At 72.5% G+C, this 20,989-nt stretch carries 22 protein-coding genes; 15 read left to right on the forward strand and 7 right to left on the reverse strand.

The features are described 5' to 3' along the window. Window positions 1-2 precede the first annotated feature (2 nt). The 5 genes from OC439_RS20225 to OC439_RS20245 all read right to left on the reverse strand — a co-directional run bounded on the left by OC439_RS20225 (window position 3) and on the right by OC439_RS20245 (window position 4,934). On the reverse strand, window positions 3-530 hold the full coding sequence (locus OC439_RS20225; protein WP_262014775.1) for a DinB family protein: 528 nt from the start codon (window positions 528-530) through the stop codon (window positions 3-5). A gap of 61 nt (window positions 531-591) precedes the next feature. Continuing rightward, on the reverse strand, window positions 592-1,080 hold the full coding sequence (locus tag OC439_RS20230) for a universal stress protein (RefSeq protein WP_194799703.1): 489 nt from the start codon (window positions 1,078-1,080) through the stop codon (window positions 592-594). A 2-nt stretch (window positions 1,081-1,082) separates the two neighbouring features. Then, window positions 1,083-2,672: an MDR family MFS transporter gene (locus OC439_RS20235; RefSeq protein WP_262014776.1), complete on the reverse strand. Its 1,590-nt coding sequence runs from the start codon at window positions 2,670-2,672 to the stop codon at window positions 1,083-1,085. A 110-nt stretch (window positions 2,673-2,782) separates the two neighbouring features. Continuing rightward, on the reverse strand, window positions 2,783-3,208 hold the full coding sequence (locus OC439_RS20240) for a MarR family winged helix-turn-helix transcriptional regulator (protein ID WP_013284573.1): 426 nt from the start codon (window positions 3,206-3,208) through the stop codon (window positions 2,783-2,785). Between the two features lie 13 nt (window positions 3,209-3,221). Then, window positions 3,222-4,934, reverse strand: coding sequence for an alkaline phosphatase D family protein (locus OC439_RS20245; RefSeq protein WP_262014777.1), 1,713 nt, complete (start codon window positions 4,932-4,934; stop codon window positions 3,222-3,224). 146 nt (window positions 4,935-5,080) lie between these two features. Here OC439_RS20245 and ftsY point away from each other — a divergent pair, with 146 nt between their 5' ends. From ftsY to OC439_RS20285, 8 genes are all read left to right on the forward strand, one after another. After that, the gene (ftsY, locus tag OC439_RS20250; protein ID WP_262014778.1) at window positions 5,081-6,271 is read left to right on the forward strand and encodes a signal recognition particle-docking protein FtsY; all 1,191 of its coding nucleotides are present in this window, start codon (window positions 5,081-5,083) and stop codon (window positions 6,269-6,271) included. 8 nt (window positions 6,272-6,279) lie between these two features. Then, a complete protein-coding gene (locus tag OC439_RS20255; RefSeq protein WP_174361701.1) occupies window positions 6,280-7,143 on the forward strand; it encodes an aminoglycoside phosphotransferase family protein in 864 nt (287 codons plus the stop codon). A gap of 166 nt (window positions 7,144-7,309) precedes the next feature. Further along, on the forward strand, window positions 7,310-8,665 hold the full coding sequence (locus tag OC439_RS20260; protein WP_262014779.1) for an ammonium transporter: 1,356 nt from the start codon (window positions 7,310-7,312) through the stop codon (window positions 8,663-8,665). A gap of 25 nt (window positions 8,666-8,690) precedes the next feature. After that, on the forward strand, window positions 8,691-9,029 hold the full coding sequence (locus tag OC439_RS20265; protein WP_013284578.1) for a P-II family nitrogen regulator: 339 nt from the start codon (window positions 8,691-8,693) through the stop codon (window positions 9,027-9,029). Window positions 9,030-9,046: 17 nt separating this feature from the next. Continuing rightward, window positions 9,047-11,311, forward strand: a complete 2,265-nt coding sequence (locus OC439_RS20270; RefSeq protein ID WP_262014780.1) for a [protein-PII] uridylyltransferase — start codon at window positions 9,047-9,049, stop codon at window positions 11,309-11,311. Between the two features lie 114 nt (window positions 11,312-11,425). Next, window positions 11,426-12,979, forward strand: coding sequence for a signal recognition particle protein (gene ffh, locus OC439_RS20275; protein ID WP_262014781.1), 1,554 nt, complete (start codon window positions 11,426-11,428; stop codon window positions 12,977-12,979). A gap of 67 nt (window positions 12,980-13,046) precedes the next feature. After that, window positions 13,047-13,625: a Uma2 family endonuclease gene (locus OC439_RS20280; RefSeq protein ID WP_262014782.1), complete on the forward strand. Its 579-nt coding sequence runs from the start codon at window positions 13,047-13,049 to the stop codon at window positions 13,623-13,625. Window positions 13,626-13,643: 18 nt separating this feature from the next. Next, on the forward strand, window positions 13,644-14,723 hold the full coding sequence (locus OC439_RS20285) for an amidohydrolase family protein (protein WP_262014783.1): 1,080 nt from the start codon (window positions 13,644-13,646) through the stop codon (window positions 14,721-14,723). A 22-nt stretch (window positions 14,724-14,745) separates the two neighbouring features. On the opposite strand, the gene OC439_RS20290 is transcribed toward OC439_RS20285, so the two are convergent. Then, the gene (locus OC439_RS20290; protein ID WP_262014784.1) at window positions 14,746-15,339 is read right to left on the reverse strand and encodes a TetR/AcrR family transcriptional regulator; all 594 of its coding nucleotides are present in this window, start codon (window positions 15,337-15,339) and stop codon (window positions 14,746-14,748) included. Between the two features lie 25 nt (window positions 15,340-15,364). Then, window positions 15,365-15,895 carry a hypothetical protein gene (locus tag OC439_RS20295; protein WP_262014785.1) on the reverse strand — a complete coding sequence of 177 codons (531 nt, stop codon included), beginning with the start codon at window positions 15,893-15,895 and terminating at the stop codon, window positions 15,365-15,367. A 69-nt stretch (window positions 15,896-15,964) separates the two neighbouring features. Between OC439_RS20295 and proS the strand changes: the two genes are divergently transcribed. The 7 genes from proS to rplS all read left to right on the forward strand — a co-directional run bounded on the left by proS (window position 15,965) and on the right by rplS (window position 20,834). Further along, complete coding sequence (gene proS, locus OC439_RS20300; RefSeq protein ID WP_262014786.1) at window positions 15,965-17,371, forward strand: proline--tRNA ligase; 1,407 nt, start codon at window positions 15,965-15,967, stop codon at window positions 17,369-17,371. Between the two features lies 1 nt (window position 17,372). Then, the gene (locus tag OC439_RS20305; protein ID WP_262014787.1) at window positions 17,373-18,041 is read left to right on the forward strand and encodes a DUF402 domain-containing protein; all 669 of its coding nucleotides are present in this window, start codon (window positions 17,373-17,375) and stop codon (window positions 18,039-18,041) included. Window positions 18,042-18,282: 241 nt separating this feature from the next. Continuing rightward, window positions 18,283-18,741: a 30S ribosomal protein S16 gene (gene rpsP / locus OC439_RS20310; RefSeq protein WP_018786330.1), complete on the forward strand. Its 459-nt coding sequence runs from the start codon at window positions 18,283-18,285 to the stop codon at window positions 18,739-18,741. After that, complete coding sequence (locus OC439_RS20315) at window positions 18,716-18,976, forward strand: RNA-binding protein (protein ID WP_026268109.1); 261 nt, start codon at window positions 18,716-18,718, stop codon at window positions 18,974-18,976. The genes rpsP and OC439_RS20315 overlap by 26 nt, the downstream gene beginning before the upstream one ends. Then, window positions 18,976-19,515, forward strand: coding sequence for a ribosome maturation factor RimM (gene rimM / locus OC439_RS20320; protein ID WP_030269963.1), 540 nt, complete (start codon window positions 18,976-18,978; stop codon window positions 19,513-19,515). The genes OC439_RS20315 and rimM overlap by 1 nt, the downstream gene beginning before the upstream one ends. A 27-nt stretch (window positions 19,516-19,542) precedes the next feature. Then, window positions 19,543-20,331 (forward strand): tRNA (guanosine(37)-N1)-methyltransferase TrmD, encoded by a 789-nt coding sequence (gene trmD, locus OC439_RS20325; RefSeq protein ID WP_262014788.1) that lies wholly within the window; start codon window positions 19,543-19,545, stop codon window positions 20,329-20,331. A gap of 143 nt (window positions 20,332-20,474) precedes the next feature. Continuing rightward, on the forward strand, window positions 20,475-20,834 hold the full coding sequence (gene rplS / locus OC439_RS20330; protein ID WP_013284591.1) for a 50S ribosomal protein L19: 360 nt from the start codon (window positions 20,475-20,477) through the stop codon (window positions 20,832-20,834). Window positions 20,835-20,989: the final 155 nt, after the last annotated feature.

Here is a 20,989-nt window from a genome sequence, read left to right on the forward strand (position 1 = left end):
GCTCAGGCGCCGGTGACGCCGTCGATGCGTTCCCGGATCAGGTCGGCGTGGCCGTTGTGCCGGGCGTACTCCTCGATCATGTGCACGTACACCCAGCGCAGGCTGATCTCGTGCGTGGTGTCGCCCCGGCGGTGGCGGAAGGTGTGCTCCAGCGGCAGGCCGGCCACCGCCTCCCGGGCCGCCTCGATCTCGGCGCGCAGCGTGGCGAACGCCTCGGCCGGGTCGGCGTCGGCGATGTCGTTGAGGTCCGCGTCCGGGTCGGTGCTGTAGTCGTAGAGGTCGGGCAACTCCAGGGCGGCGGCGCGGTGGCGGAACCACCAGCGCTCCACGTCGGCCATGTGCCGGACCAGGCCGAGCAGGGTCAGCCCGGAGGGCTCGACGCTTCGGGTACGCAGTTGCTCGGCGGTCAGCCCGGCGCACTTGTGCACCAGGGTGTCGCGATGGTGGTCGAGCCAGCCTTCGAGCATGGTGCGCTCGTCGGCGACGTACGGCTCGTGGCGGCGGTCGATCTCAGGCACGGTCCAGGTCATGGGCGCAGATGTTAAGAGGGGCCCCCGGTACGACGCGAGGCGTTAACAGGGGGCCCTTCCTTCAGGGCACCACGACGACGGGCCAGCGGCCGGTGCGGACCAGCCGGGTGGCGACCGAGCCGACCAGCCTGTGCCCGGCCTGCTCGGACGAGCCGACCACGACCATGTCGGCGCGGTGCTCGTCGGCGGCCCGGCACAGCTCGGTGTAGGCGTCGCCGCGCCGGCACAGGAACGTCACCGGCAGGTCCAGTTCCTCGGCCCCGCGCCGGCACTCGGCACGCAGCTCGTCGGCCAGCTCGTCGTGGGTCTGCTGGACCGCGCCGGCCACCACGCCGGAGAGCATCGCGCTGTACGAGGCGGGCGAGCTGACGAACACCGCCACCAGCGTGGCGCCCTGCCGCCGGGCCAGTCCGGCGGCGTACGCGGCGGCGCGCATCGAGGTGCGGCTGCCGTCCACGCCGACGAGCACCACCCGTGGCCCGTCCGTACCCCGTTCGTAGGGCAGCGGCCGGGTCTGCGGGCCGTACCGTTCACGCTCCGCGGCGTCCATCGTCAGTCCTTCGTTCCGGCCGGAACGGCCTCGGCCGTCTCCCGCCCGGTGGGGACCGGCTCGGCGTTGGAGCGGCGCAGCGGCACCTCCCGGATGAGGACCACCGCGATCAGGGCGAGCAGCCCGAACGGGGCGGCGGCCAGGAAGATGTCACCGGCGGCGTGGCCGTACGCGGACTCGACCACGGCCCGGATCGGGCCGGGGAGCGTGTGCACGTCCGGCAGGCCGCCGCCACCCGACCCGGAGGCCGGGACGCCGAGGCGGCTCAGGCCGTCGGCCAGGTAGCCGGTGACCCGGTGCCCGAGGATCGCGCCGAGCGCGCTGACGCCGATCGCGCCGCCGAGGCTGCGGAAGAACGCCACCACCGAGCTGGCCGCGCCGAGTTCGTCCGGGCGGACGGTGTTCTGCACGGCCAGCACCAGGTTCTGCATGCTCATGCCGACGCCGAGGCCGATCAGCGCCATGAACACGGCGAGGCGCCAGTACGGGGTGTCCGCGCGCATGGTGCCCATCAGCGCGAAGCCGGCGGTGAGCAGCACCGAGCCGATGACCAGCCAGCTCTTCCAGCGGCCGGTGGCGGTGATGATCCGGCCGACCACCGTCGAGGAGACCAGCAGGCCGCCGATCATGGGCAGCGTCATCAGGCCGGACATGGTCGGGCTGGCACCACGGCTGATCTGGAAGTACTGGCCGAGGAAGACCGAGGCGCCGAACATGCCGACGCCGACCGCGATGCTGGCGATCACGGCGAGCGTGATGGTGCGGTTGCGGAACAGGTGCGGCGGGATCATCGGTTCCGCGGCACGCTTCTCGACCCGGGCGGCGAGCACGCCGAGCACCGCCGCGCCGGCCACCATCGCACCGCTGGTCCAGGAGATCCAGTCGTACTTGTCGCCGGCCAGGGTGATCCAGACCAGCAGCAGCGAGACGGCGGCGGTGATGAGCGTGGCGCCCCACCAGTCGATCTTCACCTCGCGCTTGACCACCGGCAGGCGCAGCGTCCGCTGGAGCACGACCAGGGCGAGCACGGCGAACGGCACGCCGACGTAGAAGCACCAGCGCCAGCCGAGCCAGGAGGTGTCCACGATCACGCCGCCGATCAGCGGGCCGCCGATGGTGCCGACGGCCATCACCGCGCCGAGGTAGCCGCTGTACCGGCCGCGCTCGCGGGGCGCGATCATCGTCGCCATGATCACCTGGGCCAGGGCGGTGAGGCCGCCCGCGCCGACGCCCTGCACCACGCGGCAGGCGATCAGCTCACCCGTGGTCTGCGCCTGCCCGGCGAGCACCGAGCCCAGCACGAAGACCACCAGGGAGAGCTGGACCAGCAGTTTCTTGCTGAACAGGTCGGAGAGCTTGCCCCAGATGGGCGTGGTCGCGGTGGTCGCCAGCAGCGTCGAGGTGACCACCCAGGTGTACGCGGACTGGCCGCCGCGCAGGTCGGTGATGATCCGCGGCAGCGCGTTGGAGACCACGGTGGAGGAGAGGATCGCGACGAACATGCCCAGCAGCAGGCCGGAGAGTGCCTCCAGGATCTGCCGGTGGGACATGTCGACGGCGGTCGCCCGCGCGGGCGCAGTCGCCTGGGTCATCGTGGATTGCCTCCGGAACGGGGGAGAAAGGTTGCCTCGGGCAACCGTATAAGCCGTTGCCTTGAGCAACAACTCGGGTCGGGCCGGCTTTGTTCCCCCTCGCCGGGGGCTCAGAACGACTCGTTGAAGCGGTGCATCAGCCGGGCCAGGTCCGCCACGTCCTCTTTCGGCCAGCTTTCGAGCGAACGCCTGATCTGTCCGAGTCGTGCCGCCCGGGCCGCGTCGAACCGCCGGGTGCCCTCCTCGGTCAGGCTCAGCTGGGCCGCCCGCCGGTCGGTCGGGTCCGGGTCGCGCCGGACCAGGCCCAGCGCCTCCAGACCGCCGATCTGGCGGCTCAGCGTGCCCTTGCCGATGCCCAGCTTCGCGGCCAGGTCGGTGAGGCGGATCGACCCGGAGCGGCGTAGCCAGAGCAGCAGGCCGTACGCGTTGGGTTCCAGGTTCGGGTGGACCTCGCGGGCGATCTCCCAGGACAACGCCCGGCCGCGGCGCAGCAGCGCGGTCAACTCGTGCTCCACGGCGCGCAGCGTCTCGTCCACGCTCAGAGGGTACTCAGTCCCCGTCGCTGAGTTGCTGGTGCGCCACCGGTCGCAGCTCGCCCTCGCTGGTCGTGCCCTCGATCACCACGGCGGCCCTGCGGCCCTGATGGGTGAGCGTGGCGACCGCGTTGCCGAAGTAGGGCCCGGCCAGCTTCCGCCAGCGCACCGGCGGGCGGCGTACCCCGGCCGAACGCGCCAGCGCCCGGGTCGCCCCGGCCGGCCCCGGATTCCAGCCGAGCGTCATCAGCGGGCGCATGCCGGCCGGCACCTGGTTGTGGATCGGCGAGCAGGTGAGCTGGTGCACGGGCGTCCGGACGTCACGGTCGGCGAACCGCGCCCGGGCCACGTACGAGTGGTGCACGTCACCGGAGAGCACGCTGATCGACGCCGGTCGCGCGTACGCCGGCCCGGCGCCCACCCGCGCCCCGGTGCGCGGCGCGGTGCCGCTGCCCAGCCGCGCGAACAGCTCGCCCAGCGCCTCGAACGAGCGCCGGAACGCGGCCCAGTGCTCCAGGTCCAGGGCCCGGCGGATCTGCTCGGAGATCCGCGCCACCCACTGCCGGTTGGAGTCGGCCAGGCGCTCGTTCCACGCCTCGACGTGGTGGATGCCCGGCGGCAGCAGCCACGGCAGCGAGCTGCCCACCACCAGATGGTCGTAGGTGCCGTGCGCCTGGTCGAGGAACCACGACCACTCGCCCGGCGGCAGCATCGCCCGGCTGCCGGGCAGGAGCACCCGGCTGGACCGGTTGTCCAGCATGACCAGGCGGGTGCGGCCCAGGTCCAGCGCGTAGCTCCACTGGTATTGCACGGCCCGCCAGCGCTCGGTGTCGTGCGCCAGGTCGGCCTCCTTGTCGACCCGCTCACCGAACTCGTGCAGCACGCTCGTGGCGTCCTCGGCGGCGATCACCTTCGCGTACACCGGGTCGGCGGCGATCTCGTCCGGGCTGAGGTTGCCCAGGTGCTGGTAGACCCAGTAGGAGGCGAGGCCGCTGCGGATCCGCTCGGCCCACCACGGCTGCTCGCGCATGTCCGCGCGCCACGACTGCGAGGTGTTCCAGTCGTCGATCACCTCGTGGTCGTCGAAGATCATCACGCTCGGCACGGTGGAGAACAGCCAGCGGATCTCCGGGTCGCGCCACGACTCCAGGTAGAGCTTGGTGTACTCGTCGAAGCTCACGACCTGCGTCGCCGGGGCGTCCTTCGGCCGCCGCCGGCGCCGCTTGAGCAGCCGCCGCACGGTCGGCGAGGTCTCGTCCGCGTACACCTGATCGCCGAGCAGCACCAGCAGGTCGGGCAGCACGGCCTCGTCGGGCGCGGCCATCACCCGCCGGGCGTACGCGTCCAGCGCGTCAGGCGGCAGCCGGCGCGCGGTGGAGTGCTGGGTGGTCTCCCGGCACGAGCCGAACAACAGCCGCACCGGCTGGTCGGCGTCGTCGAGCGCGCGGGTGCGGATCACGCTGGGCGGGAACGACGAGTCGGGCAGCGGCCACGCCACCTCGTCGTCGATCAGCACCTCGTAGGTGGTGGCGCTGTCCGGGGTGAGCCCGCTCACCACGACGATCGCGTAGTGGTGGTCGTACGCGGAGAAGGTGGGCGAGCTGCCGGTGGCGCCGTCCGCCGTGCGGACGGTGACCACAGCGGGCGAACTGGTCTCCACCCAGATGGTGGCCCGCGTGTCGACGACCCGGCGCAGCAGCGGGCCGATGAGCAGGCGGGAACCGGGCACGACGCACCTCCGACAAGATCGTTGCGGCTGATTCCTACCCGGCCGGCGGTTGCGGTACGCCTTCCGGTGTGAGCGTACCCGCAGGTTGTTCGCGTGCCGAGGCGGTGAGTGGGACGCCGTCGCCGGCATCTGACAGGATTTCGGGCATGACGGAATACCTCCTCGTCGCTCTCGCCCTGCTCGGCGTGCTGATCATCGGCGGCCTGAGCCTCGTGGTGCCCCGGCTGCGCCGGCGCCCGCAGCCGCCGCTGCCGCGCACGGAGGTCGACACCCGGACGGAGGAGGACCTGGCCGGCCCGCCGGTCGAGGCCCCGGAGGCGGAACTCACCACCGGCGTGGTGGTCGAGGCGCCGCCGGCCCCTCCGGTCGAGGTGCCGCAGGTCGAGGTGCCGGAGCCGACCGCCGGCCGCCTGGTCCGGCTGCGGTCGCGGCTGTCCCGCTCGCAGAACGCCTTCGGCAAGGGCCTGCTCGGCCTGCTCAGCCGCGACCGGCTGGACGAGGACACCTGGGAGGAGATCGAGGACAGCCTGATCACCGCCGACGTCGGCATCGACGCCACCCGGGAGATCGTCGACCGGCTGCGCGAGCGGACCCGGGTGCTCGGCACCCGTACCGGGGACGAGCTGCGCGCGCTGCTCGCCGCCGAGCTGGTCAACGCGCTCGACCCGGGCCTGGACCGCTCGCTGCGCACCGCGCCGAAGGAGGGCGTCCCGGCGGTGGTGCTCGTGGTCGGCGTCAACGGCGCCGGCAAGACCACCACCTGCGGCAAGATCGCCCGGGTGCTCGTCGCGGACGGCCGCAGCGTGCTGCTCGGCGCGGCCGACACGTTCCGGGCCGCCGCCGCCGACCAGCTGGAGACCTGGGGCGGCCGGGTGGGCGCCGAGACGGTCCGCGGGCCCGAGGCCGCCGACCCGGCGAGCGTCGCGTTCGACGCGGTCAAGCGCGGCATCGACACCGGCGTGGACACCGTGCTCATCGACACCGCCGGCCGGCTCCAGAACAAGATCGGCCTGATGGACGAGCTGGGCAAGGTCAAGCGGGTGGTGGAGAAGCACGGCCCGATCGACGAGACGCTGCTGATCCTCGACGCCACCACCGGCCAGAACGGGCTGGAGCAGGCGCGGGTCTTCACCGAGGCGGTGAACGTCACCGGCGTGGTGCTGACCAAGCTCGACGGCACCGCCAAGGGCGGCATCGTGATCGCCGTGCAGCGCAAGCTCGGCATCCCGGTCAAGCTCGTCGGCCTCGGCGAGGGCAAGGACGACCTGGCCCCGTTCGACCCGGCACAGTTCGTCGACGCGTTGCTCGGCACCGAGCCGCTCGCCCGGGACGCGTAGCCTCTCCCGTGACGACTGACGATCGCGCCTACGCGGGGTGGCGCGACCCCAGCCACCCGTCGCCACGCCTCGGGAGACCGTACGTGACTTCGCAGGAGATCCCGCTGCACGGCGGGAACGTGAGCACAGTGGTCCGTGTGGGAGACACGGTCCGGCGCAACGCCGGCCCGTGGACGCCCTCCGTGCACGCGCTGCTGCGCCACCTGGAGTACGTCGGATTCACCGGCGCGCCCCGGGCGCTCGGCATGGACGAGCGCAACCGGGAGGTCCTGTCGTACCTGGAGGGGGAGTGCGGGGAGTACCCGCTGGCCCCGCACTGGGTCACCGACGAGGCCCTGGTCACGGTGGCCACGATGCTGCGGATGTTCCACGACGCGCAGTACGGCTTCACCCCGCCGCCCGGCGCGGTCTGGCGCTCGTTCGGGCCGCCCCCGCCGGACACCGAGGTCATCTGCCACCACGACGCCGCGCCGCACAACGTGATCTGGCGGCCGGACGGCACGCTCGGGCTGATCGACTTCGACCTCGCCTCGCCCGGTGCCCGCATCTACGACGTGGCGTACGCGGCCTGGACCTGGGTGCCGATCTTCTCCGACCGGGACTCGATCACGCTCGGCTGGAAGCACCCGGACCGGCCGCGCCGGCTGCGGCTGTTCGCCGACGCGTACGGGCTGATCCCGCGTGACCGGCACCGGCTGATCCGGACCATCCGCAAGCGCATCGTCGACCACGTCGAGGGCATCCGGCGGATGGCCGCCGCCGGTGAACCGGCGTTCGTCCGGATCGTCCACAAGGGCCACCTGCGTCGCCCTATGCGTGACCTGCGGCTGCTCGACTACGAGCGGCACCAGTTGGAGTACGCGCTGCGCTGACCAAGATCGGCGTTCTTCACACGCCGGAAACAACCCGTCACGCGTCGGAAATCGCGCGGTGTCGCTGAAGGAAACAGCCGGCGACAAAGCTTCCGCGCAACCGGCTGACGGGCGATGCTGCCAGGTCTCAGTCGGAGGGAGGAATACGACAACGAGAGGAGGCAGCGTGGAGATCGACACCGGGAACACTGCCTGGTTGCTTGTCTCGACTGCCCTCGTGCTGCTCATGACCCCCGGTCTCGCGCTGTTCTACGGCGGCCTGAACCGGTCCAAGGGCGTTCTGAACATGATGATGATGAGCTTCTCGTCCATCGGGCTCGTCAGCATCCTGTGGCTTTTCTACGGCTTCACCGTCGCCTTCGGCGAGGGCGGCAGGTTCTGGGGTGACCTGGGCCAGTACCTCGGCACCAAGACCTTCGTCGGCGAGAACGACCTGTGGGGCGAGACCGGCATCCCGATCTACGTCTTCATCGCCTTCCAGATGATGTTCGCGATCATCACCGTGGCGCTGATCAGCGGCGCGCTGTCCGACCGGGTGAAGTTCGCCGGCTGGCTGCTGTTCGCGTTCGGCTGGGCCACCCTGGTCTACTTCCCGGTCGCCCACATGGTCTGGGGCGGCGGGCTGATCGGCGGCGACATCGGCGCGCTGGACTTCGCCGGTGGTACCGCTGTGCACATCAACGCCGGTGCGGCGGCGCTCGCGCTGGTGCTCGTGCTCGGCAAGCGGGTCGGCTGGCCGCGCGAGAGCATGAAGCCGCACAACGTCCCGATGGTCGCCCTCGGCGCCGCGCTGCTGTGGTTCGGCTGGTTCGGCTTCAACGCCGGTTCCGAGCTGACCGCCGACGGGGTCACCGCGCTGGCGTTCATCAACACCCAGGTCGCCACCGCCGCCGCGCTGCTCGGCTGGATCGTGGTGGAGTGGCTGCGCGACGGCAAGCCGACCCTGGTCGGCGCCTCGTCCGGCGCCATCGCCGGCCTGGTCGCGATCACCCCGGCCTGTGCGTTCATCACCCCGGCCGCAGCGGTGCTGCTGGGCGTGGTGGCCGGTGCGGTCTGCGCCCTCGCGGTCGGCCTGAAGTACCGGCTCGGCTACGACGACTCGCTCGACGTGGTCGGCGTGCACTTCGTCGGCGGCTGGATCGGCTGCCTCTGGATCGGCCTGTTCGGCACCGCCTCGGTCAGCTCGCTGGTGGAGACCGACGGTCTGCTCGTCGGCGGCGACGCCTCGCTGCTCGGCAAGCAGGCGATCAGCGCGCTGATCGTCAGCGTCTACTCCTTCGTGGTCGCCTTCGCCCTGGGCTTCGTGATCGACAAGACGATCGGCCTGCGGGTCTCCGCCGAGGCCGAGGTCGACGGCATCGACATCGCCGAGCACGCGGAGAGCGGCTACGACCTGTCGCCCACCACGGGCAGCAGCGGTGGCGCGTTCGCGATGGCCGGGATCGGCGCCGGCAAGCCGGCCGCGGAGCCCGCCGTCGAGACCGACGAGTCCGCGCCGGTCAGCGAGAAGGTCGCCGGTTAACGTTCCTGGGATGGAGGGGTTGGACATGAAGCTGGTGACCGCGGTCATCAAGCCGTACCAGCTGGACGCGGTGAAGGAGGCCCTGCACGCGCTCGGCGTGGCTGGGCTGACCGTCAGCGAGGTCCAGGGCTACGGCCGGCAGAAGGGGCACACCGAGGTCTACCGGGGTGCCGAGTACACGGTCGAGTTCCTGCCCAAGATCCGGGTCGAGGTGCTCACCGACGAGATGGACGTCGACAAGATCGTGGACGCGATCGTCGGCGCCGCCCGGACCGGCAAGATCGGCGACGGCAAGGTCTGGGTGACCGGCGTCGAGGAGGTCGTCCGGGTGCGTACCGGCGAGCGCGGGCTCGACGCCCTCTGATCGCCGGATCCGCCGACGTGACCTCGTTGACCACGGCCGCCGCCCCCACCGGGGACGGCGTGCCCGTGGTCAACGAGGTCGCCGGCGTTCCCGCCGGCATCGGCGCGGCCGCCCGGACCGCCCGGGCCGAGGCGCTCGACGCCTGGCTGTGCCGGGCCTTCCCGGACCGGGACGGGGTCGCGCTCGTCGCGGTGGGCGGGCTGGGCCGCCGCCAGTGCGCCCCCTACGGCGACCTCGACCTGGTGCTGCTGCACGCCGGGGTACCCGGCATCGACGAGCTGGCCGCGTCGCTCTGGTATCCGATCTGGGACGCCGGGCTGCGGCTGGACCACTCGGTGCGCACCGTCGCCGAGGCGCTGTCGGTGGCCCAGGACGACGTCAAGGTCGCTCTCGGCCTGCTCGACGCCCGGCACGTGGCGGGCGATCCGGCGCTCACCGACCAGCTCGCGCGTACCGCCACCGACCACTGGCGGCGGACCGCGATCCGCCAGCTCCCCGGCCTGCGCGAGATCACCGCCGCGCGCTGGGAGGCGCACGGCGAACTGGCGTTCCTGCTCGAAGGCGACCTCAAGGAGGCGGCCGGCGGGCTGCGCGACGTGGGCATCCTGCGCGCCATCGCCACCGCCGGCGTCACCGACGCGCTCCGCCCCGCCGTACACGCGGCGCACCGGCGGCTGCTGGACACCCGCGACGCGCTGCACCAGCAGGTGGGCCGTCGGGTCGACCGCCTGGTCGCCCAGGAACGCGACGGCGTGGCGCGGCTGCTCGGCGCCGAGGACGGCGACGCGCTGCTGCGGCTCGTGGCCGGCGACGCCCGCACCGTCAGCCACGCCCTGGACGACGCCTGGCGGGCCGCCGACCGGCTCCGCTCCGGCCGGCACCGCGCCGCGCCCGGCCGCCCGCTGCGCCGCCCGGTCGCCCGGGACGTGGTCGAGCAGGACGGCGAACTCGTGCTCGCCCGCACCGCCATCGGGGCCCGCCCCGACCCGAGCCTGTCGCTACGTGTGGCCGCCGCCGCTGCCACCACCCGGCTGCCGATCGCGCGCGCCACCTGCGAGTGGCTCGCCGCGTACTGCCCGCCGCTGCCCGCGCCCTGGCCGTCGGCGGCCCGCGCCGCGCTGATCACCCTGCTCGGCGCCGGTCCCGGCCTGGTGCCCGCCTGGGAGACCTGCGACAGGTACGGGCTGATCGACCGCTGGCTGCCCGAGTGGACCCGGATGCGCAGCCTGCCCCAGCACAACCCGGTGCACCGGTTCACGCTCGACCGGCACCTGGTGCAGACCGCGTACGAGGCGAGCCGGCACACCCGCGACGTGGAACGGCCCGACCTGCTGCTGCTCGGCGCGTTCCTGCACGACATCGGCAAGGGGCTGGACGGCGACCACTCGACTGTCGGCGCGCCGCTGGCCGAGGCGGTCGCCACCCGGATCGGGCTGCCGCCCGAGGAGGCGGCGCTCATCGGCACGCTGGTCCGGCTGCACCTGCTGCTGCCCGACGTGGCCACCCGCCGTGACCTGTCCGACCCGAAGACCGTCGCCGGTGTCGCCGAGCGGGTCGGCGACACCGGCACGCTGGAACTCCTGCACGCCCTGGTCCGCGCCGACGCCGCCGCCACCGGCCCGGCCGCCTGGTCCGGCTGGAAGGGCCGGCTGATCGCCGAACTGGTGAGCCGGGTACGCACCACGCTGGACACCGGCGTGGTACCCGCCCCGCCGGCCCCGGACCCGGCGCTCGTGGCCGGGCCGCTGCCTGTCGTACACCTGGGGGAGGACCGGGTGTCGGTGGCCGCGGCCGACCGGCGTGGGCTGCTCGCGACGGTGGCCGGGTGCCTGGCGCTGCACCGCCTGGAGGTGATCTCCGCGGATGCCGCCACCGTCGACGGCCGCGCCCTGGTCGAGTGCCGGGTGCAGCCGCGCTACGGGCTGGCCCCGGACCCGATCGCGCTCAGCGCCGACCTGCGCCGCGCGGTCGGCGGTGACGTCTCGGTCATCCAGCGGCTGCGCGGCCGGGCGCTCGCCGCGCGCAGCCAGGGCGCCGCACCCCGGGTGGTGTGGCACCGGGAGGCGGCCACCGACGCAGTGCTGCTGGAGCTGCGGGCCGCCGACGCCGCAGGGCTGCTCTACCGGGTCACCTGCGCGCTGGACGAGGCGGGCGCCCAGGTGCGGGCGGCCCGGATCTCGACGCTGGGTGGCGACGTGGTGGACGCGTTCTACCTGGTCGGCGGCTGGCCGTCGGACGAGGAACGGACCCGGATCGAGGCCGCCGTCCTCGCCGCCGTGTAGCGGAACGGGCCGCCGGGCCGGAGCGGGGGTGCGGGCGGCGGGCTACCCTAACGGTGGGCTGGACCACCGGCCCGGCAGCATGTGCCCGCCGAAAACGACAAACGGGATGTTCGCGTGTTTGACACCTTGAGTGACCGCCTGTCCGGGATCTTCACCAAGCTCCGCGGCAAGGGCCGGCTCACCGACGCCGACATCGACGCCACCGCGCGCGAGATCCGGATGGCGTTGCTGGAGGCCGACGTCGCCCTGCCGGTGGTCAAGGGCTTCATCGCGAACGTCAAGGAGCGGGCGCGCGGCGCCGAGGTCTCCCAGGCGCTCAACCCGGCGCAGCAGATCGTCAAGATCGTCAACGAGGAGCTGATCAAGGTCCTCGGTGGCGAGGGGCGGCGGCTCCAGTTCGCCAAGCACCCGCCGACCGTGATCATGCTGGCCGGTCTCCAGGGTTCCGGTAAGACGACGCTCGCCGGCAAGCTGGCCCGCTGGCTCAAGAGCCAGGGCCACCAGCCGCTGCTCGTCGCCGCCGACCTCCAGCGTCCCAACGCCGTCGGTCAGCTCCAGGTGCTCGGTGGCCGGGCCGGGGTCGAGGTGTACGCCCCGGCGCCCGGCAACGGCGTCGGCGACCCGGTGCAGGTGGCCCGCGACTCGATCGAGCACGCCCGCCGCGCCGCCCGGGACATCGTCATCGTCGACACCGCCGGCCGGCTCGGTATCGACACCGAGATGATGCAGCAGGCCGCGAACATCCGCGACGCGGTCCAGCCGGACGAGGTCATCTTCGTCATCGACGCCATGGTCGGCCAGGACGCGGTGCGTACCGCCGAGGCGTTCCGCGACGGCGTGGGCATCACCGGCGTGGTGCTGTCCAAGCTCGACGGCGACGCCCGCGGTGGTGCCGCGCTCTCCGTCCGCGAGGTGACCGGCCAGCCGATCCTGTTCGCCTCCACCGGCGAGAAGCTGGAGGACTTCGACGTCTTCCACCCGGACCGGATGGCCAGCCGGATCCTCGGCATGGGCGACGTCCTCACTCTGATCGAGCAGGCCGAGGCGGCCTTCGACTCCGATCAGAAGGAGAAGATGACCGCCAAGCTGATGGGCGGAGAGACCTTCACGCTGGAGGACTTCCTCGATCAGCTCATCGCGGTCCGGCGGATGGGCCCGATCGCCAACGTGCTGTCCATGATGCCGGGCATGGGGCAGATGAAGGACCAGCTCGCCGAGCTGGACGACAAGCACTTCGACCGGGTCACCGCGATCATCAGGTCGATGACCCCGGCCGAGCGCACCAACCCGAAGATCATCAACGGCTCCCGCCGGGCCCGGATCGCGAACGGCTCCGGCGTCACCGTCATGGACGTCAACCAGCTGCTCAACCGCTTCGCCGACGCGCAGAAGATGATGAAGCAGATGGGCGGCATGATGGGCCTGCCCGGCGGCGGCCGGCGCAAGGCGACCAAGTCGCCGAAGAACAAGCGCAAGGGTACGAAGGGTGGCGGCCGGCCGCGTACCGGTGCCGGAATGCCGGGCGGCTTCCCGGGCGGCATGCCGCAGCTCCCGCCGGGCCTGGACCCGGGTGACCTGGCCGGTGGACAGGGCCTGCCGCCGGGCTTCAAACTCCCGAAGATCGACTTCAACAAGCTCGGCAAGGGCGGCGACAAGGGCCCCCGCTAGCGTGTCGGTGACGGTGGGTGACATCGCTGTCTCTTAAAGTGATGTCGCCCCCTGGAAGGAGGTGTCAATGACCGCGGCCCCGATCCTGCCGGAGCGGCACGAGTGGACGGTCGACGACCTGGGCGAGCTGCCCAAGGACCTTCCGAACGAACTGATCAACGGAAGGTTGATCGTGCCGTCGCCCACTCTGCTGCACCAGGACATGTGCGTCGAGTTGCTGCTCGCGCTTCGCGTCAACTGCCCGAAGGAGTATCAGGTCGGGATCGACCTGTCGATGCGGGTCGACCACCGGAACGAGCCCCGGCCGGGCGTCGTCGCGGTCGTGCGGGGTAACGCCAACCGGAGCCCGTTGCCGGTCGAGGACGCGGTGCTCGCCGTCGAGGTCATCTCGCCGACCTCCACCTTCCGCGACATGTACGACAAGGCCAGGGTCTACGCGCACGCCGGTGTCCGCTCCTACTGGGTGCTCGACCCGGTCAAGGAGAAGATCACGCTGACTGAGTACGTGCTTGGCGCCAATCGCGAGTACAAGCAGGTCAGTCAGGCCGAGGACCTGTTCGTCACCGAGCGGCCCTGGAAGGTCTCTGTCGATCTGCCGGCGCTGACCGCGCGCCGCAACGACCTGCTCGCCGGCGAGGAGGACTGATCGGGTAGGACTGTGCACATGGCTCTGCACGTGCGCGGTGTGTTCCTTCCCGACGACGAGGTCCGGGACGTCTGGCTGGTCGGCGACCGGGTGACATTCGAACCGGTGCCCGGCGCCGAGACGGTGGCCGACGGTGGCTTCGTGCTGCCCGGCCTGACCGACGCGCACTGCCACATCGGCATCGCCCGCGGCGGCAGCCCGATCACCTCGCTCGACCAGGCACGGGATCTGGCCCGGACCGACCGGGACGCGGGCGTGCTGGCGATCCGGGACGCCGGGTCGCCGTACCCGTACCCGGAACTGGAGGACGAGCCGGACCTGCCGCGACTGGCCCGCGCGGGCCGGCACGTCGCGCCGCCGAAGCGCTACCTGCGCGACATCGGCGTGGAGGTCGGCGCGGCGGAGGTCGCCGCGACGGTGGCCGCGCAGGCCGCGGCCGGCAACGGCTGGGTCAAGCTGGTCGGCGACTGGATCGACAGGGGCGTGGGCGACCTGGCGCCGGCCTGGGACGCCGACACCATGACCGCGGCGGTCGCCGCCGCGCACGCCGCCGGGGTACGCGCCGCGGTGCACACGTTCTCCGAGTCGGCGGTGGAGATCATGGTGCGGGCCGGGGTGGACTCGGTGGAGCACGGCACCGGGCTGAGCCTCGACCTGATCGACCTGATGGCCCGGCAGGGCACCGCGCTGGTCCCCACGATGATCAACATCCGGACGTTCGGCCACATCGCCGAGCAGGCCCGGCCCAAGTTCCCCGGGTACGCCGATCACATGCTCGCCCTGCGCGACCGCTTCCCCGAGGTGGTGCGCGCCGCGCACGAGGCGGGCGTGCCGATCTACGTCGGCACCGACGCGGGCGGCGGCATCGACCACGGCCTCGCGGCCGAGGAGATGCTGCTGCTGCACGAGCAGGCCGGCATGTCCGCCCCGGACGTGCTCGCCGCCGCCTCCTGGCGGGCCCGGGAGTGGCTCGGCTTCCCCGGGCTGGTCGAGGGCGGCCTCGCCGACCTGGTGGTCTACCCCGAGGATCCGCGCCGCGACCTGCGCGTGGTCCGGACGCCCAGCCGGATCGTGCTGCGCGGCCGGGTCGTCCGCTGACCGGCCGCCGTCGGCGACGGCTCTAGCGGGCCGTCGCCGCCATCAGGAACAGGTGCACCGCCAGGTCGGCCAGCCGGTCGGCGGTCTCGTCCACCGGGCCCCCGGGCAACACGATGTGGCTCACCACCAGGCGTACGACGCTGTCCGCCGCGAACGCCAGGGCGGCCGGATCGGCGTCCGGCAGGCGTGCACCGGTCCACTCCAGCAGCGCCCGCGCGGCCTCGGCGAGCACCAGCTCGGACCGGGTGGTGAGGTAGGGCAGCAGTTCCTCCGAGCCGCCCCGGGTGCTGGTCAGCACCGCCCGCACCAGCGGGTTCTCGGCGGCCGAGGCGAGCGTGCGGTGGATCGCCGCGTACGCGGCCGCGCGGACGTCGGAGTCGTGCTCGTCCAGCGCGGACCGGACCTGGCCGACGAACCGGTCCACCTCGTGCCGGGCCAGCGCCTCGCCCAGGCCCGCCTTGGTGCCGAACTCGTTGTAGACCGTCTGCCGGCTCACTCCCGCGGCGCTCGCGACCGCACCCATCCGGACCCCGGCCCAGCCGGTCGTGACGGTCAGCGAACGGGCGGCGTCGACGATCGTGTCACGCACCGGCGTGACGTTCTTCGGCTTGCGCATGGTGATCGAAGTCTACGGGCGCTGTTCAGCGCACCTCGAGTTCGTACTCCGCCTCGACCCGGAACCGTCCGCCGTCGTGGCCGCCGAAGGTCAGGTGGTGCGTCCCCGGCGCGGGCGGCGGCACCAGACCCCACAGACCCCAGCAGGAGACGTGCACCGGCCACGGCCACGCGGTGACGACGTTGTTGAAGAACCCCCGCACCGGGAACGAGGCGGGCGAGCCCGCGGGCCGCACCGGCACCGCCACCCCGTCCAGCTCGGCGTGCCCGTCGGCGTGGGGCATCGGCGGGACCGGGTCGTCCCGGCGGCCGACCGTCCAGCAGCAGATCGCCGGGAAGAACAGCGGACGACCCGCCGGCACCACGCAACGCCGGCTGACCCCGCCGCCCTGCGTGCCGGCGAGGAACCACACGTCGTCGGGCTGGTGACGCCCGCCGTGCCGGCCGGTGGTGTCCTTGAGCGGGTTGACCGGCTGGCGGTGGGCGGCGACCCAGGCCACCCAGCGGGCGGCGAGCGGGGCCAGTGCCGGCGCCGGGTCCGGGGCGGGGAGGTGCATGACGGCAGATGGTAGTGCGGGCGCGCCCGGCTGCGGCGACCCGTCACGGGACGCATAGGATGTGCGGTCATGGCACGCGTGCTCACTCCCCGTGCGGAGGACTTTCCCCGCTGGTACCAGGACCTGATCGCCAAGGCGAAGCTGGCCGACAACGGCCCGGTCCGGGGGACCATGGTGATCCGACCGGCCGGCTACGCCATCTGGGAGCGGATGCAGGCCGAGATGGACGCCCGGATCAAGGCGGCGGGCGCGGAGAACGCGTACTTCCCGCTGTTCATCCCGGAGAGCTACCTGAAGCGGGAGGCCGAGCACGTCGAGGGCTTCTCGCCGGAGCTGGCGGTGGTCACGCACGGTGGCGGCAAGCAGCTCGCCGAGCCGGTGGTGGTGCGCCCCACGAGCGAGACGGTCATCGGCGAGTTCATGGCCAAGTGGATCGACTCGTACCGCGACCTGCCGCTGCTGCTCAACCAGTGGGCGAACGTGGTCCGGTGGGAGCTGCGCCCGCGGATCTTCCTCCGCACCAGCGAGTTCCTCTGGCAGGAGGGGCACACCGCGCACGCGACCCGTGAGGACGCCCGCGCCTACGCGCGGCGGATCCTGCACGAGGCGTACGAGGATCTGATGGTCAACGTGCTCGGCATCCCGGTGGTGGTCGGCCTGAAGACCGCCCGGGAGCGCTTCGCCGGCGCCACCGCCACGTACACGTGCGAGGGCATGATGGGCGACGGCAAGGCGCTGCAGCTGGGCACCAGCCACGAGCTGGGCCAGAACTTCGCCAAGGCGTTCGACATCAGCTACTCCTCGGCCGAGGGCGGCCGGGAGCACGCGTGGACCACCTCCTGGGGCACGTCCACCCGGATGCTCGGTGGTCTGATCATGTGCCACGGCGACGACAACGGGCTGCGGGTGCCGCCGAAGCTGGCGCCGGTGCAGGCGTACGTGATGATCGTCAAGGACGGCGAGGGCGTGAGCCAGGCGGCGGCCAAGCTGTGCGACGCGCTGCGCGACGCCGGGGTGCGGGTGGCGCTCGACGACCGGACCGACACCGCATTCGGCCGCCGCGCCGTCGACGCCGAGCTGCGCGGCTACCCGGTCCGCGTCGAGGTCGGCCCGCGTGACCTGGCCGCCGGCAACGCGGTGGTGGTCCGGCGTACGGACGGCTCGAAGGCCCCGACGCCGGTGGCCGACGTGGTCGGCGCGGTGGTGGCCGCGCTGGATGCCGACCAGCGGGCGCTGCACGACCAGGCGCTGGAGTTCCGCCGGTCCCGCACCGTCGAGGTGTCGACGCTGGCCGAGGCGATCGAGGCGTCCGCCACCGGCTGGGCGCGGGTGCCGTGGTCGGCGGTCGGCGTCGAGGGCGAGGCCGAGGCGAACGGCCAGGGCGTGACGGTCCGCTGCCTGGTGCGCGCCGACGGCTCGGTGCCGGACTCGGAGGACGAGCCCGACCTGGTGGCGATCCTCGCCCGCGCGTACTGAGATGCGGCCCGGCGATCCGGCCGGCCGGTTCGCGCCGGGGCGGCTGATCCTGCACCGGAACGTGCGGCACGGCCGGATCGGCTGGGTCCGGTCGGCCCGCGTGGTCTCCGACGACGAGCGTGGCCTGCTGCTCTGGGTGGCGCGGACAGCGCCCGTCGCGCACGAGGTGACGGAGGCCGGCCTGGGCATGCGGGCCGTGCCGTTCGCCGAGTGGGTGACGTCGTCCTACCGGCTCGCGCAGGGGCTGTGGAACGGCCCGCCGGTGCTGAAGTTCCTGCCCACCGGCGCGTCCCACTCGGTCTGGTGGTTCCGCGACGCCGCCGGCCGCTTCCAGAACTGGTACGTCAACCTGGAGGAGCCCGGCGTCCGCTGGGACGACGGCACGGTGGCCGGCGTCGACATGGTCGACCAGGACCTCGACGTGGTGGTGTACCCGGACCTGAGCTGGGAGTGGAAGGACGAGGACGAGTTCGCCGAGCGGCTGGCGTTCCCGGAGCACTACTGGGTGACGGACGAGAAGGCGGTACGCGCCGAGGGCGAGCGGGTGATCCGAATCGCCGAGGCGGGGGAGTTCCCGTTCGACGGCACCTGGTGCGACTTCACTCCGCCCGCCGAATGGGACGTACCGGACGAACTTCCGCCGGGCTGGGACCGCCCGCCGGTGCGCTGAACGAGTGTCCTCGGTCACGGCCCGGGCTTCCCCGGGCGTGGTGTCCGGGTCCGGTGTGAGAGTTCCGGTCCGGATCTGGCAGAATGGTTCGCTGGTATCCGGCACGCGTCCGGCGCCCTCTAACCCGGGCGCGTCGCCAGTTCACCGAGCAGTCTCCGGCCCAAACCCCACTGTGCCGGTCGGCGCTCACCCGCACACCGCCCGTACGGGCCGGTGAGATCGCAACAGGAGCGAAACAACTGTGGCCGTAAAGATCCGGCTCCTGCGGATGGGCAAGATCCGCAACCCGCAGTACCGCATCGTCATCGCCGACTCGCGCACCAAGCGTGACGGTCGGGCGATCGAGTTCGTCGGTGTGTACCAGCCGAAGGAAGACCCTTCGGTGATCGAGGTCAAGTCGGAGCGGGTCCAGTACTGGCTCTCGGTCGGCGCCCAGCCGAGCGAGGCCGTGCAGCGCCTGCTGGAGCTGACCGGTGACTGGCAGAAGTTCAAGGGCCTGCCGGCTCCGCCGCCGCTGAAGGTCGCCCCCGAGCGGGCCGACCGCAAGGCGGCGTACGAGGCCGAGGCGAAGGCCGCCGCCGGCGTGGCGGACACCCCGGCGAAGCCGGCCAAGAAGGCCGCCGCCAAGGCGGAGGAGCCGAAGGCCGAGGCCCCCAAGGCCGAGGAGCAGACCGGTGCCGAGTCCGGCGAGCAGGCCTGACATGCCGCTGCGTCCCGCTCTGGAGCACCTGGTCAAGGGCATCGTCGACCACCCGGACGACGTCCGGGTGCGCATGGTCGACTCCCGTCGGGGCAAGCGCCTCGAAGTCCGCGTGCACCCCGAGGACCTCGGCACGGTGATCGGGCGGTCCGGCCGGACCGCCAAGGCGCTGCGCCAGGTGATCGGCTCCATCGGCGGGCGTGGGGTACGCGTCGACATCGTCGACTCGTACTGATGCTTCTCGTCGTCGGCCGGATCGGTAAGCCGCACGGCATCCGCGGTGAGGTCACCGTGGAGGTGCGTACCGACGAGCCCGAAGCACGGTTCGCCCCCGGTTCGGTGTTGACCACCGAGCCGGGGGTCACCCCGTCGGAGCCCGGCGCCTGGCGGGTGCCCCCGACGCTCACCGTCGAGTCGGCCCGCTGGCACCAGGGCCGCCTGCTCGTCGCCTTCGAGGGCGTGCTGGAGCGCGACGTCGCCGAGGCGCTGCGCAACACGCTGCTCGGCGTGGACAGCGCCGACGTCGCCCCGCCGGAGGACCCGGAGGAGTTCCACGACCACCAGCTGGTCGGGCTCACCGTGGTCACCCGCGACGGCGAGCACGTGGGCGAGGTGGCCCGCATCGACCACGCGCCCGCGTCCGACATGCTGGTGCTGCGGCGCCCCGAGGGGCGTACCGCGCTGGTCCCGTTCGTCAAGGCGATCGTGCCCGAGGTGGATCTGGCGGGCGGTCGCGTCGTCGTCGACCTGCCCGGCGGCCTGCTCGACCTCTAGCTCTCGACCTCCGGCTGGAGCCACCGCATGCGCGTCGACATCGTGTCGATCTTCCCCGAGTACTTCGCCCCGCTGGACCTGTCGCTCATCGGCAAGGCCCGCGCGAACGGCACGCTGCGGCTGGCCGTACACGATCTGCGGACCTGGACCCACGACGTGCACCGCACCGTCGACGACACGCCCTACGGCGGCGGTCCGGGCATGGTCATGCGGCCGGAGCCGTGGGGTGAGGCGCTGGACGCGCTGGCGCCCGGCGAGCTGAGCCCGGACGGGCACACGCTGCCCCGGCTGCTCGTGCCGTCGCCCGCGGGCGTCCCGTTCACCCAGGCCCTGGCGCACGAGCTGGCCGCCGAGTCGCACCTGCTGTTCGCCTGCGGCCGGTACGAGGGCATCGACCAGCGCGTGCTGGACCACGCGGCGACCCGGATGCCGGTGACCGAGGTCTCCCTCGGCGACTACGTGCTGTTCGGCGGCGAGGTGGCCGTGCTGGTGATCCTGGAGGCGGTCACCCGGCTGCTGCCCGGAGTGCTCGGCAACGCCGGGTCGCTGGACGAGGAGTCGCACGCGCACGGGCTGCTGGAGGCCCCGCTCTACACGAAGCCGGCGAGCTGGCGCGGGCTGGACGTGCCCGAGGTGCTGCGCTCCGGCGACCATGCCCGGATCGACCGCTGGCGGCGCGACGAGTCGCTGCTGCGGACCGCGGCCCGGCGGCCGGACATGATCGGCGCGCTGGCCCCGGAGACGCTCGACAAGCGGGACCGGGTGACGCTGGAGCGGGGCGGATTTTCCCCGCCACCGGGGCATGTGGCAAAGTAGAGGGGTTGCCGCATCCGTCCACGCCGTGGGCGGTTGCGAGGACCCTCGACCGGGGCCGGTATCGCCGGTCACCACCCGGGGGTCAGAATCACCCATCCGCGCATCGACTGACGATGCGCCGTGAGCCTCACGAGGACGCAGCGATGAACATCCTGGACGCCCTTGACGCCCAGTCGAAGCGTACCGACCTGCCCGACTTCCGTGCCGGTGACACCGTCAAGGTGCACGCGCGGGTCGTCGAGGGCAACCGCTCCCGGGTCCAGATCTTCCAGGGCGTCGTCATCCGCCGCCAGGGTGACGGCCTGCGTGAGACCTTCTCGGTCCGCAAGGTCAGCTTCGGTGTCGGCGTGGAGCGGACCTACCCGCTCAACGGCCCGGGCATCGACCGGATCGAGGTCGTGACCCGCGGTGACGTGCGTCGCGCCAAGCTCTACTACCTGCGTGAGCTGCGCGGCAAGAAGGCCAAGATCAAGGAGCTGCGGGAGAAGCAGCCGGCGAACTGATCCACGTTCGCCACGCCGCCCGGCCTGCGCGGATGTCGTATCGACCAGACCGCATTACCCTGGTCGGTACGGGCGCAGCCGGACGGTGCGAAACGGTCCACTACCGCCCGTGGGGTCTCCGAGGAGACTCCCGGGCGGTAGTGTCGTTTCCGCGG

Source organism: Micromonospora sp. Mcm103 (assembly GCF_024519755.1).
In the GTDB taxonomy this organism is placed as follows: Bacteria; Actinomycetota; Actinomycetes; order Mycobacteriales; family Micromonosporaceae; genus Micromonospora; species Micromonospora aurantiaca.

What these genes read in the sequence shown, in the direction of transcription:
- OC439_RS20305 (WP_262014787.1), top strand. Translation starts at nt 17,373, where the DNA reads ATGCGGCCCGGCGATCCGGCCGGCCGGTTCGCGCCGGGGCGGCTGATC.
- ftsY (WP_262014778.1), top strand. Translation starts at nt 5,081, where the DNA reads ATGACGGAATACCTCCTCGTCGCTCTCGCCCTGCTCGGCGTGCTGATC.
- OC439_RS20280 (WP_262014782.1), top strand. Translation starts at nt 13,047, where the DNA reads ATGACCGCGGCCCCGATCCTGCCGGAGCGGCACGAGTGGACGGTCGAC.
- OC439_RS20235 (WP_262014776.1), bottom strand. Translation starts at nt 2,672, where the DNA reads ATGACCCAGGCGACTGCGCCCGCGCGGGCGACCGCCGTCGACATGTCC.
- OC439_RS20265 (WP_013284578.1), top strand. Translation starts at nt 8,691, where the DNA reads ATGAAGCTGGTGACCGCGGTCATCAAGCCGTACCAGCTGGACGCGGTG.
- OC439_RS20230 (WP_194799703.1), bottom strand. Translation starts at nt 1,080, where the DNA reads ATGGACGCCGCGGAGCGTGAACGGTACGGCCCGCAGACCCGGCCGCTG.
- trmD (WP_262014788.1), top strand. Translation starts at nt 19,543, where the DNA reads ATGCGCGTCGACATCGTGTCGATCTTCCCCGAGTACTTCGCCCCGCTG.
- rplS (WP_013284591.1), top strand. Translation starts at nt 20,475, where the DNA reads ATGAACATCCTGGACGCCCTTGACGCCCAGTCGAAGCGTACCGACCTG.
- rimM (WP_030269963.1), top strand. Translation starts at nt 18,976, where the DNA reads ATGCTTCTCGTCGTCGGCCGGATCGGTAAGCCGCACGGCATCCGCGGT.
- OC439_RS20225 (WP_262014775.1), bottom strand. Translation starts at nt 530, where the DNA reads ATGACCTGGACCGTGCCTGAGATCGACCGCCGCCACGAGCCGTACGTC.
- OC439_RS20295 (WP_262014785.1), bottom strand. Translation starts at nt 15,895, where the DNA reads ATGCACCTCCCCGCCCCGGACCCGGCGCCGGCACTGGCCCCGCTCGCC.
- proS (WP_262014786.1), top strand. Translation starts at nt 15,965, where the DNA reads ATGGCACGCGTGCTCACTCCCCGTGCGGAGGACTTTCCCCGCTGGTAC.
- OC439_RS20285 (WP_262014783.1), top strand. Translation starts at nt 13,644, where the DNA reads ATGGCTCTGCACGTGCGCGGTGTGTTCCTTCCCGACGACGAGGTCCGG.
- OC439_RS20290 (WP_262014784.1), bottom strand. Translation starts at nt 15,339, where the DNA reads ATGCGCAAGCCGAAGAACGTCACGCCGGTGCGTGACACGATCGTCGAC.